The organism is Micromonospora sp. NPDC050795 (assembly GCF_044456785.1).
In the GTDB taxonomy this organism is placed as follows: domain Bacteria; phylum Actinomycetota; class Actinomycetes; order Mycobacteriales; family Micromonosporaceae; genus Micromonospora.
The window spans coordinates 40360-57091 of record NZ_JBITGE010000014.1 but is presented as its reverse complement, the minus strand read 5'-3'; the positions used below and the strand labels follow the sequence as shown (position 1 = coordinate 57091).

The window sequence follows — 16732 nt, the reverse complement described above, 5'->3', positions numbered from 1 at the left end:
CAGCCATGAAGATCCTGCACACCTCCGACTGGCACGTGGGAAAGGTGCTCAAGGGGCAGTCCCGGGCCGACGAGCACAAGGCCGTGCTGGCCGGGGTGATCGAGATCGCCCGTGCGGAACAGCCGGATCTGGTGATCGTCGCCGGTGACCTCTATGACACCGCCGCGCCCAGTTCGGAGGCGACCCGCCTGGTCACCAGGGCGTTGACGGCGTTGCGGCGTACCGGCGCGGACGTGGTGGCGATCGGCGGCAACCACGACAACGGCCCGGCGCTGGACGCGTTGCGTCCGTGGGCCGAGGCCGCCGGCATCACGCTGCGCGGCGGGGTGCGGGAAAACCCGGACGAGCACGTCATCGACGGCACCACCGCCGGTGGCGAGCGGTGGCGGCTGGCCGCGTTGCCGTTCCTGTCCCAGCGGTACGCGGTGCGCGCGTTGGAGATGTACGAGCTGACCGCCGCGGAGACCAACCAGACGTACGCCGACCACCTGGGCCGGGTGCTGGGGCGACTGACCGAGGGTTTCACCGAGCCGGACCGGGTGCACCTGGTCACCGCGCATCTGACGGTGACCGGCGCGGCCACCGGTGGTGGCGAGCGCGACGCGCACACCGTGTTGGGCTACGCCGTTCCGGCCACCGTCTTTCCGGCCACCGCGCACTACGTGGCGCTGGGTCACCTGCACCGGGCGCAGCGGGTAGCCGGCCCCTGCCCGGTGCGGTACAGCGGCAGCCCGCTCGCTGTCGACTTCGGTGAGCAGGAGAACATCCCCTCGGTGACGATGGTCGAGGTGACGGCCAGCACGGCCGCCCGGGTGCGGGAGGTGCCGGTGACGGCGGCGAGCGCGCTGCGGACGGTACGCGGCACCCTGGAGCAGCTCGCCGAGATCGAGGCACCGGACGCGTGGCTGCGGGTGTACGTGCGGGAGCAACCCCGCGCCGGCCTGCGCGAGGAGATCCAGGAGTTGCTCCCCCGGGCCCTGGAGATCCGGATCGACCCGGAGCTGTTGGCCGCGCCGGGCAGCGGCGCGCGCATCGCGCAGCGGTCGGGGCGCTCGCCCCGGGAGTTGTTCGCCGACTACCTGGACAGCCGGGGTCACGCCGACGAGGGTGTCCGGGAGCTCTTCGACGAGCTTTTCGAGGAGGTCGAGCACTGATGCGTCCGATGCGGTTGGACATGGCCGGCTTCACGGTCTTCCGGGACGAGACCACTGTCGACTTCACCGACGCCGACTTCTTCGCGCTGATCGGCCCCACCGGTTCGGGCAAGTCGACCGTGCTGGACGCGATCTGCTTCGTCCTCTACGGCATGGTGCCCCGCTGGGGTGGCGCCCGGGGGTTGGCGAACGCGCTCGCGCCGTCGGCGACCGAGGCGCGGGTCCGGTTGGTCTTCGAGTCCGGCGGCGCCCGTTACGTGGCGACCCGGGTGGTCCGCCGGGACGGCCGGGGCAACGTGAAGACCGCGAACGCCGGGTTGCAGCTGATGCCGGCCGGTTTCGACGTGACCAAACTGGACACCGGTCTGAGCCCGGACGACCTCGGCGAGGTGGTGGCCGGCACCCCCGCCGAGATGGAGCAGGCGGTGCTGGAGGCGGTCGGGCTGCCGTACGAGCAGTTCACCAGCTGTGTGGTGCTGCCACAGGGGCAGTTCGCCGACTTCCTGCACGCCAAACCGGCGACCCGGCAGCAGATCCTGGTCAACCTGCTGGGCCTCGGCGTCTACGAGGACGTCCAGAAGAAGGCGACGGCGCGCGCCGCGCAGGCGGAGGCCCGGCTGGAGGCGGTCGACCAGGTGCTCGCCGGGTTGACCGGTGTGGACGACGAGGCGTTGGCCGAGGCCGACGCCCGGGTGGAGCGGATGGCCGAGCTGGCGGCGGCGGTGGCCGAGGCGGTGCCGGAGCTGGCGGCGGCCCGGGTCACCGCACGGGAGGCCGCGGCGGCGTTGACCGTGCTGGACGACGAGCTGACAGTGCTGACCGGGGTGCGCGCGCCGGGTGGGGTGACCGCTGTCGCTCGCGCGGTCGCCGCGGCGCGGGCCGACGCCGAGGCGGCGGCGTCCGGGGTGTCGCTGGCCGAGGAGCGGGAGGACAAGCTGCGCGGTGAGCTGGCCGCCGCCGGTGACGAGAGCGCGCTGCGACTGCAACTGCGGGCGTACGACGATCGGGATCGGCTGTCCGGCGAGGCCGACGCGGTCCGGGCGACCGTGCGCGCGGCGAGTGACGAGCACGCCACCGCGGTGGCGGCGCTGGCCGCCGCGCGGGTGGTCGCCGAGCGGGCCGACGCCGAGCTGGAGGCGGCCTTCCGGGCGCACGAGGAGGCGAAGGCCACCGACCTGGCGGTGAGCCTGCGGGTGCACCTGCATGCCGGTGCGGCGTGCCCGGTGTGCGAGCAGCCGGTGGCCGAGGTGCCGGCGGTGCCGGCCGATTCGGCGGTGGCCGCCGCGACGGCGGCGGGCAAGGCGGCGCGGGCCGCTTTCAAGGCCGCGCAGGCGACCGTGCAGGAACGGGACTCGGCGGCGCGGGAGCTGGAGCGGCTGCTGGTGCAGGCGCGAGCCCGCCAGGAGCAGATGGAGGCTCGGCTGGCCGAGCTGGACGGGCAGCTCTCCGGCGCGGCCGAGCCGGCCGTGCTGCGCCGGGAGTTGGCCGAGCACGCCCGGTTGCGGCGCGCGCTGGAGGAGGCGGCGACAGCGGTCCGGGCCGGCCGTGAGGCCGCTCGGCAGGCCCGGGCCGGGGTGGACGCCGCCGAGGAGCGGCTACGGGCGGCGTGGCGGGCCTTCGACACCGCCCGCGACGGGTTGGCCCGGTTCGGCCCTCCGGCGACCGACCGGGACGACGTGGCTGTCGCGTGGGGGGCGCTGACCGGGTGGGCGACCACCGAGGCGGACCTCCGCCGCGCCGAGCGGGCCGGTCGGGCCGACGCCGTCGCGGAGGCCGAGTCGGTGGCCGACGGGGTGCAGCGGGGCATCGCTGGCATCTTCGCCGCCGCCGACGTGCCGGTCGGGGACGACCCGGTGCACGCGGCGACGGTGGCGGTGGAGCGGGCCGACGCCGACCGGCGGCGGCTGCACGAGCGTCGCGAGCAGGCCGGTACGTTGCGCGAGCAGCGGGTGGGCCACGAGCGGGAGGCGCAGGTGGCGCGCGCGCTCGCCGGGCACCTGCGGGCCAACAACTTCGAGCGGTGGTTGCTGGCCGAGGCGTTGGACCTGCTGGTCGACGGCGCGTCGGGGATCCTGCGGGAGCTCTCCTCCGGTCAGTACGAGCTGGTGCACGACAAGGGCGAGTTCGTGGTGGTCGACCACCACGACGCGGGGTTGCGCCGGGGCGTGCGCACCCTCTCCGGCGGTGAGACGTTCCAGGCGTCGCTGGCATTGGCGTTGGCGCTCTCCGAGCAGTTGGCCGGCATGTCGACCACGGCGGCGAGCCTGGAGTCGATCGTCCTGGACGAGGGTTTCGGCACGCTCGACGCCGCCACCCTGGACACGGTGGCGGCGACCCTGGAGAACCTGGCGGCCCGGGGCGATCGGATGGTCGGCGTGGTCACCCACGTGCCGGCGCTGGCCGAGCGGATCCCGGTCCGGTTCGAGGTGCGCAAGGACGCGCGCTCGTCACGCATCGAACGGACCGGCCGGTGAGCGCGAGGAGTGCGGCGCACGGGAGCAGCGCTGTCGCTGGCGAGGGGCCGGCCCGGTGAGCGACGCCGCGTTCTTCGTGGACTCGTGGGATCCGGCGTACGGGGCGTCGTTCGAGGCGTCGACCGCCGGGCCGGCCGCGCCGAGCAGCGCCCAGGTCGACGCGGACGTGGAGTTGCCCGCCGTGGACTGGCGGGCGATCGGGGTACGCCCCGGGGTGCGGGCGCCGGACGTGGTGCTGCTCGTCGACGGGGTCCGGCGCATCGACGCCAGCATCTGGACAGCGGAGGCCGACGGTCTGTCGTTCCCCGGGTTGGCCGCCTCGTACGCGGCCGGGGTGGTCCGGTGTGACCTGGGGCGGGGTGCGGCGCAGTTGGCGGGCACCCGGGTTGGTCGGGGCCTGTTCACCGCGAGCCCGTCGGCGCAGGACGTGGTGGCGGGCGCGATCCGTTACCCGGTGCACCGGGTGGGTGGCACCGGTGAGCTGGCGAAGTTGCCGGCCGCCGTGCAGGGTCCGCTGACCGCGTTGGAGGTGGCGGTGTCCGACGCCGCCCGGGTCGACGGTGACCTGTTGGTGGTGGACGGCCCGCTGCGCAGTCGTCGGCAGTTGCCGCGCACCCTGGGCTACATCAAGACGCAGCACAGTCAGTACCTGGACGCCCGGCTGACCGCTGTGGTGACGGGTATGGCGTCGGGTGAGCGTTCCCCGGTGTTCCGGCTCGGCACCGCCTGGGGCGGTTGGTCGTGGTATTTGCGGCTGCCGGTGGCGACCGGCGCGCCGTGGGCGGGCGTCGTTCGGGTGGAGTGCTCCACCGACCTGCCCGTCGAGGCGGCGATCGAGCTGGCCGACCTGTCGCTGGTGACCCTGCCGCGTTTCGCCTCCACCCCGTACAAGGATCCGCGGGCCCCGCAGAACCTGATCCCGATCGCCGGCCTGGAGCGCCGACTGCGGGCCCTGCTCGGCGATTCCCGGCTGCTGCACCGTGCGTTGACCGCTGCGGCCCACGCCGCCCGATGAGCGCGGACACTGGTTCCGATGGGGCGTAAACGGGCGGGTGACCGTGTGGTCGAGCAGGTGGACACCGGGCTGGCGGAGCTGGTGCCGGATCCGGACCGGGCCGGCTCGTGGACGCTGTTGCTGGACGGCGCGCCGCAGTCGCACGTCGACCTGACCGACCCCACCCACCTCGAGTTCGAGTACGTGCGGCGGTTGGCTGCCGCGGTGGATCTGCTCGCGCCGGCAGGTGAGCCGCTGCGGGTGCTGCATCTTGGTGGCGGCGCGCTGACCCTGCCCCGGTACGTCTCCGCCACCCGACCCGGGTCGACCCAGCGGGTGTCCGAGGTGGACGGTGCGCTTGTCGAGCTGGTCCGTCGGGCGTTGCCGTGGCCGTCGGACGCCCGGTTACGGGTCCGGGTGGAGGACGCCAGGGCGGTGCTGGCGTCCGCCCGGGAGGCCAGCTACGACGTGGTGGTCGCCGACGTGTTCGCCGGTGCGCGTACGCCGGCCCACCTCACGTCGGTGGAGTACGCCGCCGAGGTGGCCCGGGTGCTCCGCCCCGCCGGTTGGTACCTGGCGAACCTGGCCGACGGCCCGCCGTTGCGGCACGCCCGTGGGCAGGTCGCCACGGTCCGTTCGGTGCTGCCGCAGGCCTGTCTGGTCGGGGACGCGGCGGTGCTGCGTGGGCGCCGGTACGGCAATCTGGTGCTGGTCGCCGGGCGGTCCACACCGCCGGTGCCGGAGCTGACCAGACGCGCCGCCGGTGACTGGTTCCCCGGCCGGGTGGTGGCCGGCGACGACCTGGACCGCTTCGTCGGTGGCGCGCAGGTGGTTCGGGACGCGGACGCCACCGGCTCCGATCCGCCACCGCCGGGGCGGTTCTCGGTACGCCGCTGACCGTCCATCCGACAGCGGCGGGGAAGTTTTTTCGTCGTTTGTTGATCCGCTGGGGCTGGCGCTGCGTACCACCGGGCGGCCCATCTCGTGGGCCGGCGTTGGTCACGGACATCCCGGAGGTCTGCATGCACGCGGTGGCGGCCGGTTGGCATGGCGACGCGGTACGCGCTGACTGGTTGTCGGCGCGACCCTCGTCACGGTCGACCTCGTCTGCCCGAGGGGTCGACGCACGGGCGTCGACTCGCCAGAATGGTCCGGTGACGCCGCGACCGGCGCCCGGACGCCATCAGGCGACGACAACCGAGGCCAGCCACTCCGACCAGTTGATCCGTCAGCTCTACGCCGAACACGCCGGCCCGTTGCTGATGTTCGTCATGCGCCTCACCGGGGGGGACCGGCAGCGCGCGGAGGACATCGTCCAGGAGACGCTGCTGCGGGCCTGGCGCAACGCGCACCGGCTGGGCACGCAGGGGCAGGGCTCGTTGCGGCCGTGGTTGGTCACTGTGGCCCGCCGCATCGCCATCGACGAGCACCGCAGCCAGGAGGCCCGGCCGCCGGAGACGTACGACCGGGACCTCACCGCGTTCGCCGAGGCGGACAGCACCGACCGGGTCCTGCGCACGATGACGGTGGCGGACGCGCTGCGTACGCTCAGTCAGTCGCACCGGGAGATTCTGATCTCGACGTACTTCCGGGGGCGGACGGTGCCGGAGGCAGCCGAGGAGTTGGGCCTGCCGCTCGGCACCGCCAAGTCGAGGGTCTACTACGCGCTGCGCGCGCTGCGCACGGCTCTGCAGGAGCGGGGGGTGACAGAATGAGCCGGCCGGACCACATGGACGTCGCGGCGTACGCGCTCGGTGTGCTCGACGAGCAGGACACTGAGCGGTTCGAGGAACATCTCGCCACCTGCTGGGCGTGCGCGGCCGAGTTGGAGACGATGGTGCCGGTCGTCGGGCTGCTCTCCGACATCGACGGCGAGACGATGATGGCGCTGGAACAGACGGCGACCGACCCGGCCCTGCTGGATCGGACGCTCGGCGCGGTCCGGGCCGACCGGCGACGTAGCCGGTTTCGTCACATGCTCGCGACGGCCGCCGCGGTGGTGGTCTTCGGCGGTCTGACCGGGTACGGCTTCGTCAGCGTGACCGGCAACGATCAACCGCCGGGGGTGCTCGCCGAGGCGACGCCGAGCGCGCCCAACGACCCTCCGACGAGCGTGCCGACGGCCGCGCCGAGCGGCCCGGGTGTGGGCGGCACCGAGGTGGAGGGCGACCAGGTCGAGGCGACCGACCCGACCACCGGTGTGCAGACCACTATGTTCCTGGTGACCAAGGACTACGGCACCCGGATCAATTTCAGCCTGCGGAAGCTGCCCGGCCCGCGCATCTGCCGACTGGTGGTCGTACGCAAGAACGCCACCACCGAGGTCATCTCGACCTGGTCGGTGCCGGAGGGCGGCTATGGCACCAACACCCGGCCGCAGGGTCTCGAACTGAGCGCCTCGACGTCGGCTCTACCGAAGGACATCAAGCAGCTCCAGGTGCAGTCGGTGGATGCCAGCGGCGTGGCGAGTCCGCTGGTCACCGTACCCATGTAGGCGCGCCTGCCGCATCGGCGCCGGTCATTGTCACAATGACCGGCGCCGATCTGTCGTTGGGTGAAGGGTCCCTCGCGGGTGCGTACGCATGGCAGCCCGAAACGGTTCAATCGATTTAAGTGAAATTGACCACTGTTACTACTTCAACCTTGACAGCCCAACCGCCGTACCTATGGGTGAACTGTCAAGAATGAGGAGGGCACGTGGCACAGATGAAGCGGACCGTCATCGTCGCGAGCGCGATGGTCGCACTAACGGCCTGCGCTCCCGCGGGTTACGACGGGGCGAACTCGAGCGCGGCTGAGCCGGTCGCCGTCGCCGCGGCCGAGCCCACCGCGACGGTTGAACCTGAGGCCTCGGCTTCCGCGGAGGCACCCGCCGCCGACGCCCCGCCCGCGGACGTCGACCTGACCGAGAAGTTGGTCGGTAAGAGCGTCGCCCGGATGGGCAAGGTGGTCACCGACCAGGACGGCTGGATCCTGTACCGCTTCGACAAGGACACCGCCGACCCGCCGTCGTCGAACTGCGTCGACAAGTGCGCCGAGGTGTGGCCCCCGGCCCTGACCGACGGCAACCCGGAGCTCACCGGCGTCTCGGACGACAAGGTCAGCAGCGTGACCCGGCAGGACGGCACCCGTCAGCTCACCGTCGGCGGCTGGCCGGTCTACCGCTACATCGGTGACAAGAAGCCCGGCCAGTGGAAGGGCCAGGCTGTCGGTGGCACCTGGTTCGTGGTCCAGCCGGACGGCAAGAAGAACCTGAGCTGCCTGCCCAAGGGCACGCCGAAGGCGGTCGCACCGCCGGCGGACAGCGGCTCGAACGACGCCGGCGGCTCGGGCTACTCGTACTGAGCCTGGTCGCCCACGAGGGCACGGTGGTCGGTCGTCGCCGGGGAGGGCGCGACCGGCCACCGCCGTGTCCGGGGTGGGTTCCCCGAACAGAGCGGTACGGCGGTCGCCAGCCCTCACCGTCACCTGGCAGAGTAGCGGGGTGACCGAGACCGGACCCGCCGCGACCAGGGTGCTGCACCCGCCGGTCGGCTACCGGCTGATCGCCTCGGTCCGTGCCCTCACCTTCAGCCCGTACGATCCGTGCGCCCGGGTGGCGGCCGGCACCTTCTGGTGGGCCACCCGCACCCCGGACGGTCCGGCCACGCTCGCGCTGCGACCGGCCGGCGGCGAGTTGCTCGCCGAGGGGTACGGACCCGGCGCCGAGCACGTCCTCGCCCGCGCCGACGCGATCGCCGGGCTGCGCGACGACCTGACCGGCTTCACCGAACTGGCCGCGGCGCACCCGCTGGTCGCCCGGCTGGCCCGGGAGCACCGGGGGCTGCGGATGCCCGCCACCGGGGAGGTCTTCCCCCGACTGCTGCGCGCGGTCTTCGAGCAGAAGGTCACCGGCAAGGAGGCCTACCGGGCGTACTCGGCGATGGTGCGGCACTTCCGGGAGCCGGCTCCCGGCCCGTTGCAGCCGCTGCTCCTTCCGCCCGCGGCAGCCACCGTCGCCGCGGCCCCGTACTGGGTGTTCCACCCGTTCGGGGTGGAGCAGCGCCGAGCCGACACGCTCCGTCGCGCCGCCGCGCTCGCCGACCGCCTGGAGCGCAGCACCGACGCAGCCGACGCCACCCGCCGGCTGACCGCGATTCCCGGCATCGGGCCGTGGACGGCCGCGGAGGTGGTCCGGATCGCGTACGGCGACCCGGACGCGGTCAGCGTCGGCGACTACCACATCCCGAACACGGTGGCCTGGGCGCTCGCCGGCGAACCGAGGGGCGACGACGCCCGGATGATGGCCCTGCTGGAGCCGTTCCGAGGTCACCGGGGCCGGGTGTGTCTGCTGCTGGAGGCGGCCGGCATCCGGGCACCGAAGTACGGCCCGCGCGCCCCGATCCGCTCGTTCGCCCGGTTCTGAGTCGCTGCGGCGCGAGGGTGTTCAGCGCCCCTCGCACAGCCGCCGCAGGGTACGGCCGAGCCACCAGGCGTACGTGTGCTGCACGGCCCTCACCGCCGGGCCGCCGGCACGGGTGAACCAGCGGTCCGGAAGGCTGAACGCGCGGACCTCGAACCAGACCGCGCCGGCGTCGTCGCGGACGACCTCGAACGCCTCCTCACCCCGCTCCGGGTGCCCCGGCAGGGTGCCGTAGCCGAAACCGGCCAGCGTGGGCGAGTCCGCGCTCCAGACCACCTGGCACGGCCCCCAGAGGCGGGCCGGGCCGACTCCGAGGCCGGAGGTCACCAGCACACCGGTGGTGGCCCGCGGCGCGTCGGTGCGGATCCGGACACCGGCGGCGCGGTGCAGCCGCCAGCTCAACACCGCGTCGGCTGCGGTCTCGAAGCAGCCGCCGGGCAACGGATACCGGTGGCGCAGGTGGTGGTACCCGCCGGGCAAGGGCCCGTGCCGGGTCGACCCCACCTCCGGGTACGTCAACTCGGCCACCGTTGCCCCCTCGACCTCGACCGGACAACGGTCAGGGTACGGCCGGTGCGGTCGGGCCGCCCGTCGATGGCAACGGCGGCTGTGGTGTGCTGCCCCGATGAACGCAGAGGCGAGCATCGTTGCGGCCGGTGTCGTGGACGCCGGCGAGATCCTCACCGTCCAGCGCGCCGCGTACCTGACCGAGGCGCAGCACTACAGCGATCCGTTCCTGCCTCCGCTGACCGAGACGGTGGACGAGGTCGCGGCGGTGCTGGCCGGCCCGAGCATCGTGCTCGCGGCCCGGTTGGGGCACCGGCTGGTCGGCTCGGTGCGGGCCCACCTGGACGGGGACACGGCGCACGTCGGCCGCCTCTCGGTCGCCCCGGACCAGCAGGGGCGGGGTGTCGGGGCGCAACTGCTCACCGCCATCGAGCGGGCCTGCGCCGGCCGGGCGGCCCGCTTCACCCTGTTCACCGGAGCGGACAGCGCGCGCAACCTGCGGTTGTACGAGCGGCACGGCTACCGGATCGTGGCGCACCGCACGGACCCGAACGGCATCCCGTTGGCGGTGCTGGAGAAGCCGGCCGTCAGCCCCGCTCGCAGCGACGTCTGAGCCCGTCGGCCTCCATCCGCACGTAGCGACGGAACAGCCCGCCGTACAGCCGGCCGATCAGGCCGGCCAGCGGGCCGGACTGGCTGAAGGCCAACTCGACGCGGGTACGCCCGTCGGGCAGCGCCAGCAGCCGGTGTTCAGCAGTGGTCCGCACACCCGGCGCGTCGGAGACCCAGACGAACTCCCGCCGGTCGGTCAGCTCGGTGACCCGCCAGAGGGCCGGCCGCAGCTTCGGCTGGGTCAGTCGCGCGGTAGCGCCGACGGTCAGCGGCCCCGGCTCGCCCCGCTCGGCCCGGGTCACCGAGTCCGTCCACTCGGGCCAGCGGGGCACGTCGACAAGCACCGCCCAGACCTGCTCGGCGTCCGCGGCGATCTCGGTGTCGGCCTCGAACCGCATGGTGTCCCCTCCCCGGCGACGCCGCTCGGCACCGCCACGGGTGCAGACGAGGCTGCCGAGAGCATTGTGACAGCGCGGTTCACCGCTGTCGGTCCCTCCTCAGTGGAGGCACCCGGAACTTCCGGTCGCCCGTTGCCGCGCGCGGATCAGGCGGCCTCGCGCAGGTCGGCCAGGGTGAGCGGGGTACGCCGCCGCAGCAGCTCCTCCAGCTCCGGCACCGAACTGACCTCGCCGAGCACGTTGCGGCCGCCGCCGAACCGCTCCGGGTAGCGGCGGGTCAGCCGGAAGCGGTAGCGGCCCCGGATCAACTCGACGCTCACCCGCCACCGCCCGCAGCAGCCACAGACCCACTCGGACACCTCGCGAAAGTAGCTCTGACCTGGGGGTATTTGATTCGCCCGGTCGGGACGAGCGGCGCGCGGGGGGACACGCCACCCCGTCGTGCACGGTGATCTGCCTCACGACTGTCGGCACCGTCTGATTGACTGGTCGGCGTGGACCTGCCGATCAACCCGCCGGTCGAGCCGATGCTGGCCAAGAGCGTTCCCAAGCTGCCCACCACGCCCGGGGTGACCTACGAGCCCAAGTGGGACGGGTTCCGGTGCATCGTGTTCCGCGACGGCGACGAGGTCGAACTGGCCAGCCGGGGCGGCAAGTCGATGACCCGCTACTTCCCCGAGGTGGTCGAGCAGGCCCGCCGGCAGCTGCCGCCTCGGTGCGCCGTCGACGGGGAGTTGATCGTGATTCGGCGCGACGGGCCGAGCGGCCAGCCCCGGCTGGATTTCGAGCTGCTGGCCCAGCGCGTCCACCCGGCCGCGTCCCGGGTGAAGATGCTGGCCGAGACCACCCCGGCCGACTTCGTCGCGTTCGACCTGCTGGCGATCGGTGACGAGGCCCTGCTCGACCAGCCCTACCCGCGCCGCCGGGAGCGGCTGGTCGAGGCGCTGGCCGGGGTGCGCCCGCCGGTGCACGTCACCCAGGTCACCACCGACCCGGACACCGCGCGGCGCTGGTTCAACGTCTTCGAGGGCGCCGGGCTGGACGGTTTGATCGTCAAGCCGGCCGACCTGCCGTACGAGCCGGGCAAGCGACTGATGTTCAAGGTCAAGCACGCCCGCACCGCGGACGCGGTGGTCGCCGGCTTCCGCTGGCACAAGTCCGGCCCGGTGGTGGGCTCGCTGCTGCTCGGCCTGTACGACGACGCCGGGGTCCTGCACCACGTGGGCGTGAGCGCGTCGTTCAGCATGGCCCGCCGCGCCGAGTTGCTCGACGAGCTGGCGCCCTATCGGGACATCGCCGGTGAGCACCCGTGGGTGCACGGCGACCACGAGCGTGGCCAACGCATCCCCGGTGGGGTCAGCCGGTGGACCGGCACGAAGAACCTGGAGTGGGAGCCGGTGCGCCCCGAACTCGTCGTCGAGGTGGGCTACGACGCCATGGAGGGCGAACGGTTCCGACACACCGCCCAGTTCGTCCGGTGGCGCCCGGACCGCGACCCCCGATCCTGCCGCTACGACCAGCTCGACCGGCCGATCCGCTTCGACGTGGACCAGGTGCTGCGCGGCGACCCGACGGCCACCGTGGACCGAGCCGCCACCGGCTCGGCGTAGCCTGGCCCGTCGACCCGATTCCGGAGGACCACGTGATCCGCACCGCCGACCAGCCTCGGAGGGCGTCCAGCCGCCGGGGCCGTCGCACTCTGGCCGCCTTCGTCGTCGCCGCGCTGCTCACCGCCGGTTGCACCCTGCCGGCCTTCGCGCCGCGCACCGAGGTGGAGGGCGCGGCCGCCCCGACCGGCAGCGCACCGAACTGGCGGCCCTGCCCGGAGGTGCCCGACGAGTTGGTCGGGCGGAGCGCACCGAACATGCGCTACGAGTGCACCCGGATTCAGGTGCCCCGTGACTGGGGCACCGGCAACGGGGCGAGCGCCGGCCCGGGTGCCGGGCAGACCTTCGAGATCGCCCTGCTGCGCGCCCGGTCCACCAAGCAGCGCGACCGGGTGGGCTCCTTGGTGATCAACCCAGGCGGCCCGGGTGGTTCCGGTGTCGACACCGCCGTCTACCTCTCCTTCGGCGCCCAGTTCGGCGGGCTGCCCGCCTCGATCACCGAGCGCTTCGACATCGTCGGCTTCGACCCACGCGGGGTCTCCCGCTCCAGCCCGGTGAAGTGCATCTCCGACGCCGACCTGGACGCCAGCTTCGGCTTCGACCCGGATCCGGCGAGCCAGTCGGCATTCGACGGCTTCGTCGGTCTGAGCCAGCGGATCGGGCGGGGCTGCGGCGACCGCTACGGCGACCAGTTGCCGCTGTACGGCACCGAACAGGCCGCCCGCGACATGGACGCGGTACGCGCCGCCGTGGGCGACGACAAGCTCACCTACCTGGGCTACTCCTACGGCACCCTGCTCGGTGCCACGTACGCCCAGCTCTACCCCCAGCGCGTGCGGGCGCTGGTGCTCGACGGCGCTGTCGACCCGCAGCAGCGGCTCGTCGAGGGCTCGGAGAGCCAGGCCCGCGGCTTCGAACGGGCCTTCACAAACTTCACCCGCTGGTGCGCGGCGAACGCCGGCCGCTGCCCGATCGCCCCGGACGCCCGCGCCGCTGTCACCTCGGCCATCGACAAGGCCAAGGTCTCCCCGGTACGCGGCGACGACGGGCGGGAGGCCACCGCCGGCTGGGTGTTCTACGCCGTTATCTCCTCGCTCTACACCGAATCCGGCTGGCAGGAGCTGGCCCAGGCGATCGACAAGCTCGCCGAGGGCGACCCGAAGGACGTGTTCCGACTCGCCGACGCGTACGCCGGCCGGGAGGACAACGGGCACTACTCGAACCTGTTCGACGCCAACCTGGCCATCAACTGCGCCGACGAGACGGAGAAGCCGAGCCGGCAGCAGATCCGGCAGTTGCAGTCCGAGTGGCGCGGAAAATACCCGCTGTTCGGGCCGGCGTTGGCGGTCGGCATGCTGAGCTGCGTCGAATGGCCGGGCGGGCGTGACCCCTACCCGACCGGGAAGGCGAACGGCGCACCGCCGATCGTGGTGGTGGGCACCACCGGCGACCCGGCGACGCCGTACGAGCAGACCCCACGGCTCGCGTCGATGCTGGGTGTCGGTCGGGTGCTGACCTGGGAGGGCGAGGGGCACACCGCGTACCCGCAGACGTCCTGCATCACCAACGCTGTCGACGCCTACCTGATCGACCTGACCGTGCCCCCGGAGGGGAAGCGCTGCCCGCCCCGCTGACCGGCTGGGTCGGCGGCGGCGGGGGCAGATCGATCCCCTGCCGGGCGGCAAGCTCCTCCAGCAGCGCCCGCATCCGGCGTACGTCGGCCTTGAGCTGTTCCTGCTCCTCATGCTCGAAGGCGTTGTCGTCGACGATGAGCCGGCTCGCGAAGTGCGCGGTGATCAGCGGGATGACCAGCAGCACCATGGTCGAGATGAGCAGCGCGGCCAATGTGCGGCCCGCCCAGGTGGTCGGTGAGATGTCGCCATATCCGACGGTGGAGGCGGTCACCACAGCCCACCAGACGGCGTCGGCCGGGCTGCGCTGCTCGACCTCCCCGTAGATGATCCCAGCCACCACGATCATCAACAGGTATGAGGTGATCAACGTTCGGGGCGAGTTCGCGAACCACACCAACGCCCGGTATATCCAGCGGAACGGCAGCAGCACTAGCTCCATGCCGCCCCATGCTGCCCGTCGCCCGCAAGCGGCACAGACCCATCCGCCGGTTTCGCTGTGCCAGGATCACCGGCATGACCGACGTGATCTACCGCGAGGCGATCCGGGCAGACCTACCCGCCGTCATCTCCCTGCTGGCCGACGACCTCCTCGGTAAGGCCCGCGATTTCACCGAGGTCGACGAGGCGTACAAGAGGGCGTTCGCGGCCATCGACGCGGACCCGCGCAATCAGCTGATCGTGGCCGAGCAGGCCGGCGAACTGGTCGGCTGCCTGCAGATCACCTACATCCCGGGCCTGGGTCGGCACGGCAGCGAGCGATCCTTGATCGAGTCGGTCCGGGTCCGGTCCGACCGGCGCGGCCAGGGACTGGGCCGGGACCTGATGACCTGGGCGGTCGACCAGGCCCGGCAGCGCGGTTGCGCGCTGGTGCAGCTCACCACCGACAAAACCCGCGAGGACGCGCACCGTTTCTACCTGAGCCTCGGCTTCGTGGCCAGCCACGAGGGCATGAAGCTCGCGCTCTGACCAGCCGCGCTGACGCTCGGGCGGCCTACGCTACTGCTACACACACGCTGTGGAGCTGATGCCGTAAACGAGTCACCCGTCCGGCGATTCGTTCACGACATCAGCTCCACAGCGAGCGCGGACCGCCATCCCCCGTCGCCAGCGCGCCCCGGAGAAAGCCAGCGCACGGCGGGAGCCAGTGCCCGACGTCACCGTTGTCGGAGCTCCGGCCACCGCGGGCACCGTTGAGCGCCCGCCCCTCCGGCGGCGGTCAGCCGTCCACCAGGCGGCCGTCGCGCAGAACCAGCACCCGGTCGGCGAGGTCGATCAGGGCCGGGTCGTGCGTGGCCACCAGGGCCGTCATGCCGCGGGCGTGCACCACCGCGCGCAGCAGATCCATGATGGACCGGCCGGTCTCCGAGTCGAGCTGACCGGTGGGCTCGTCGGCGATGAGCAGGTCCGGCTCGTTGGCCAACGCGCGGGCCACCGCGACCCGCTGCTGCTGCCCGCCGGAGAGTTCGTACGGGCGCTGCGCGGCGTGCCCGCCCAGGCCGACCAGCTCCAGCAGCACCGCGACGCGCTCCTCCCGCTCCGCGGCCGGTACCTGGGCCAGCCGCAACGGCACTCCCACGTTCTCGGCGGCGGAGAGGATCGGCACCAGTCCGAAGGTCTGGAACACGAACCCGACGGTGCCGCGGCGCAGCCGCAGCAGCTCCGCCTCCCCGGCGGAGGTCACCTCGTGCCCGGCCACCACCACCTGGCCGCTGTCGGGTCGGTCCAGCCCGCCGATCAGGTTCAGGAGCGTGGTCTTGCCGGCCCCGGACCGACCCCGGATGGCGACCAACTCGCCCCGGTTGGCGCTGAACGACACGTCCCGCACAGCGTGCACGGCGTGCTCGCCCCGACCGAAGGTCCGGCTCACCCCACTGACCCGGACCACCTCGTCGGGGTGCACCCCGGGCGCACCGCCGAACCCGGCCGCGCCGGTCACCACCATGTTCTGCCGGCTCATGCCCGTGCCCCCCGCTCGTCCGAGGCCCGGTCGCCGGGCCGTACCTGCACATGGTCCGGCTCCAGGTCGAGCCGGACCCGCTCCTTCAGCGAGAGCGCGTCGACGAACGCCGCCGGCAACTGCATCCGACCGTTGCGGTCCAGCACCGCGTACTCCTCGCTGACCAGCTCGGTGTTGCCGTCCGCGTCGATCCGCGCGGTCCGGCGTACCTCGGAGGCGGTCCGGCCGTCGCGGATCGCGACGGTCCGACGGACCTGCGTGGCCACGGCGTGGTCGTGGGTGACGACCACGATGGTCACGCCCAGCTCCGCGTTGATGGTGCGCAGCGCCGCGAAGACCTCCGCGCCGGTCGCCTCGTCCAGCTCACCGGTCGGCTCGTCGGCGAAGAGCACCTCCGGGTCGTTGGCCACCGCCACCGCCACCGCGACCCGCTGCTGCTCGCCACCGCTGAGCTGCCCGGGGCGCCGGTCGGCGCAGTAGCCCACACCGACCAGGTCGAGCAGTTCCCGGGCCCGCTTTCGGCGGGCCTTGCTGCTGCGCTTGCCGGCCAACTGCATCGGCAGCTCGACGTTCTCCAGCGCGTTGAGGTACGGCAGCAGGTTGCGACCGGTCTGCTGCCAGACGAACCCGACCAGCTGCCGGCGGTAGCTCAGCCGTCGCTTCGCCGAGAGCGAGAGCAGGTCGTAGTCGGCCACCCGGGCGATGCCGGCGGTCGGGGTGTCCAGGCCGGAGAGGATGTTGAGCAGGGTCGACTTGCCCGAACCGGAGGCACCGACGATCGCCACCAGCTCGCCCCGGTCGATGACCAGGTCGAGCCCCTGCAGGGCGACCACCTCCACCCCCTCGGTCTTGAAGATGCGCACCAGGCCGTCGCAGACGATGTGCCCGCGAAGGCGGTCCTGCCCGCCGGCCCGCTCGGCGGCGCGAAGCGCGGCCCGCTGTTGCAGGGCGGCCAGGTCAGGCACCAGTGGAGTCTGGGCGGTAGCGGTCATC

At 72.8% G+C, this 16732-nt stretch carries 18 protein-coding genes; 12 read left to right on the top strand and 6 right to left on the bottom strand.

Annotation, left to right across the window (positions count from 1 at the left end; genetic code table 11):
• Nucleotides 1–5 precede the first annotated feature (5 nt).
• The 8 genes from ACIBEF_RS14780 (at nt 6) to ACIBEF_RS14745 (ending at nt 9027) form a co-directional block, all read left to right on the top strand.
• Nucleotides 6–1154: an exonuclease SbcCD subunit D gene (locus ACIBEF_RS14780; RefSeq protein ID WP_396793859.1), complete on the top strand. Its 1149-nt coding sequence runs from the start codon at nt 6–8 to the stop codon at nt 1152–1154.
• Nucleotides 1154–3628, top strand: a complete 2475-nt coding sequence (locus ACIBEF_RS14775) for an AAA family ATPase (RefSeq protein WP_396793858.1) — start codon at nt 1154–1156, stop codon at nt 3626–3628. The genes ACIBEF_RS14780 and ACIBEF_RS14775 overlap by 1 nt, the downstream gene beginning before the upstream one ends.
• A 55-nt stretch (nt 3629–3683) precedes the next feature.
• Entirely contained in the window at nt 3684–4643 is a 960-nt protein-coding gene (locus ACIBEF_RS14770; protein ID WP_396793857.1) for a hypothetical protein, read from the top strand.
• A gap of 18 nt (nt 4644–4661) precedes the next feature.
• On the top strand, nt 4662–5519 hold the full coding sequence (locus ACIBEF_RS14765; RefSeq protein WP_396793856.1) for a spermidine synthase: 858 nt from the start codon (nt 4662–4664) through the stop codon (nt 5517–5519).
• A 125-nt stretch (nt 5520–5644) separates the two neighbouring features.
• The gene (locus ACIBEF_RS14760; protein ID WP_030488630.1) at nt 5645–6337 is read left to right on the top strand and encodes a sigma-70 family RNA polymerase sigma factor; all 693 of its coding nucleotides are present in this window, start codon (nt 5645–5647) and stop codon (nt 6335–6337) included.
• Nucleotides 6334–7116 carry an anti-sigma factor family protein gene (locus ACIBEF_RS14755; protein WP_396793855.1) on the top strand — a complete coding sequence of 261 codons (783 nt, stop codon included), beginning with the start codon at nt 6334–6336 and terminating at the stop codon, nt 7114–7116. Before ACIBEF_RS14760 ends, ACIBEF_RS14755 begins: the two co-directional genes overlap by 4 nt.
• A gap of 203 nt (nt 7117–7319) precedes the next feature.
• On the top strand, nt 7320–7967 hold the full coding sequence (locus ACIBEF_RS14750) for a hypothetical protein (protein ID WP_355009394.1): 648 nt from the start codon (nt 7320–7322) through the stop codon (nt 7965–7967).
• 139 nt (nt 7968–8106) lie between these two features.
• Nucleotides 8107–9027: a DNA-3-methyladenine glycosylase family protein gene (locus ACIBEF_RS14745; RefSeq protein WP_396793854.1), complete on the top strand. Its 921-nt coding sequence runs from the start codon at nt 8107–8109 to the stop codon at nt 9025–9027.
• Between the two features lie 21 nt (nt 9028–9048).
• Here ACIBEF_RS14745 and ACIBEF_RS14740 read toward each other — a convergent pair whose 3' ends face one another.
• Nucleotides 9049–9552, bottom strand: coding sequence for a DUF1990 family protein (locus tag ACIBEF_RS14740; RefSeq protein WP_396793853.1), 504 nt, complete (start codon nt 9550–9552; stop codon nt 9049–9051).
• Nucleotides 9553–9649: 97 nt separating this feature from the next.
• Between ACIBEF_RS14740 and ACIBEF_RS14735 the strand changes: the two genes are divergently transcribed.
• Nucleotides 9650–10144, top strand: a complete 495-nt coding sequence (locus ACIBEF_RS14735; protein ID WP_396793852.1) for a GNAT family N-acetyltransferase — start codon at nt 9650–9652, stop codon at nt 10142–10144.
• Here the strand turns inward: ACIBEF_RS14735 and ACIBEF_RS14730 are convergent.
• Both ACIBEF_RS14730 and ACIBEF_RS14725 read right to left on the bottom strand, forming a co-directional pair.
• The gene (locus ACIBEF_RS14730) at nt 10119–10541 is read right to left on the bottom strand and encodes an SRPBCC family protein (RefSeq protein WP_396793851.1); all 423 of its coding nucleotides are present in this window, start codon (nt 10539–10541) and stop codon (nt 10119–10121) included. The two genes, ACIBEF_RS14735 and ACIBEF_RS14730, sit on opposite strands and share 26 nt — an antisense overlap.
• A 146-nt stretch (nt 10542–10687) precedes the next feature.
• Nucleotides 10688–10900, bottom strand: a complete 213-nt coding sequence (locus tag ACIBEF_RS14725; RefSeq protein ID WP_396793850.1) for a hypothetical protein — start codon at nt 10898–10900, stop codon at nt 10688–10690.
• Nucleotides 10901–11035: 135 nt separating this feature from the next.
• On the opposite strand from ACIBEF_RS14725, the gene ACIBEF_RS14720 reads away from it, so the two are divergent.
• On the top strand, nt 11036–12151 hold the full coding sequence (locus ACIBEF_RS14720; protein ID WP_396793849.1) for an ATP-dependent DNA ligase: 1116 nt from the start codon (nt 11036–11038) through the stop codon (nt 12149–12151).
• 89 nt (nt 12152–12240) lie between these two features.
• On the top strand, nt 12241–13782 hold the full coding sequence (locus ACIBEF_RS14715) for an alpha/beta hydrolase (protein WP_396793937.1): 1542 nt from the start codon (nt 12241–12243) through the stop codon (nt 13780–13782).
• On the opposite strand, the gene ACIBEF_RS14710 is transcribed toward ACIBEF_RS14715, so the two are convergent.
• Nucleotides 13709–14221, bottom strand: a complete 513-nt coding sequence (locus ACIBEF_RS14710) for an ion channel (RefSeq protein ID WP_396793848.1) — start codon at nt 14219–14221, stop codon at nt 13709–13711. The genes ACIBEF_RS14715 and ACIBEF_RS14710 overlap by 74 nt on opposite strands.
• A gap of 74 nt (nt 14222–14295) precedes the next feature.
• Here ACIBEF_RS14710 and ACIBEF_RS14705 point away from each other — a divergent pair, with 74 nt between their 5' ends.
• Nucleotides 14296–14748, top strand: a complete 453-nt coding sequence (locus ACIBEF_RS14705) for a GNAT family N-acetyltransferase (RefSeq protein ID WP_396793847.1) — start codon at nt 14296–14298, stop codon at nt 14746–14748.
• Nucleotides 14749–14998: 250 nt separating this feature from the next.
• Here the strand turns inward: ACIBEF_RS14705 and ACIBEF_RS14700 are convergent, their stop codons facing one another.
• Both ACIBEF_RS14700 and ACIBEF_RS14695 read right to left on the bottom strand, forming a co-directional pair.
• Nucleotides 14999–15739 carry an ABC transporter ATP-binding protein gene (locus ACIBEF_RS14700; protein WP_396793846.1) on the bottom strand — a complete coding sequence of 247 codons (741 nt, stop codon included), beginning with the start codon at nt 15737–15739 and terminating at the stop codon, nt 14999–15001.
• Complete coding sequence (locus ACIBEF_RS14695; RefSeq protein ID WP_396793845.1) at nt 15736–16731, bottom strand: ABC transporter ATP-binding protein; 996 nt, start codon at nt 16729–16731, stop codon at nt 15736–15738. Before ACIBEF_RS14695 ends, ACIBEF_RS14700 begins: the two co-directional genes overlap by 4 nt.
• Nucleotide 16732: the final 1 nt, after the last annotated feature.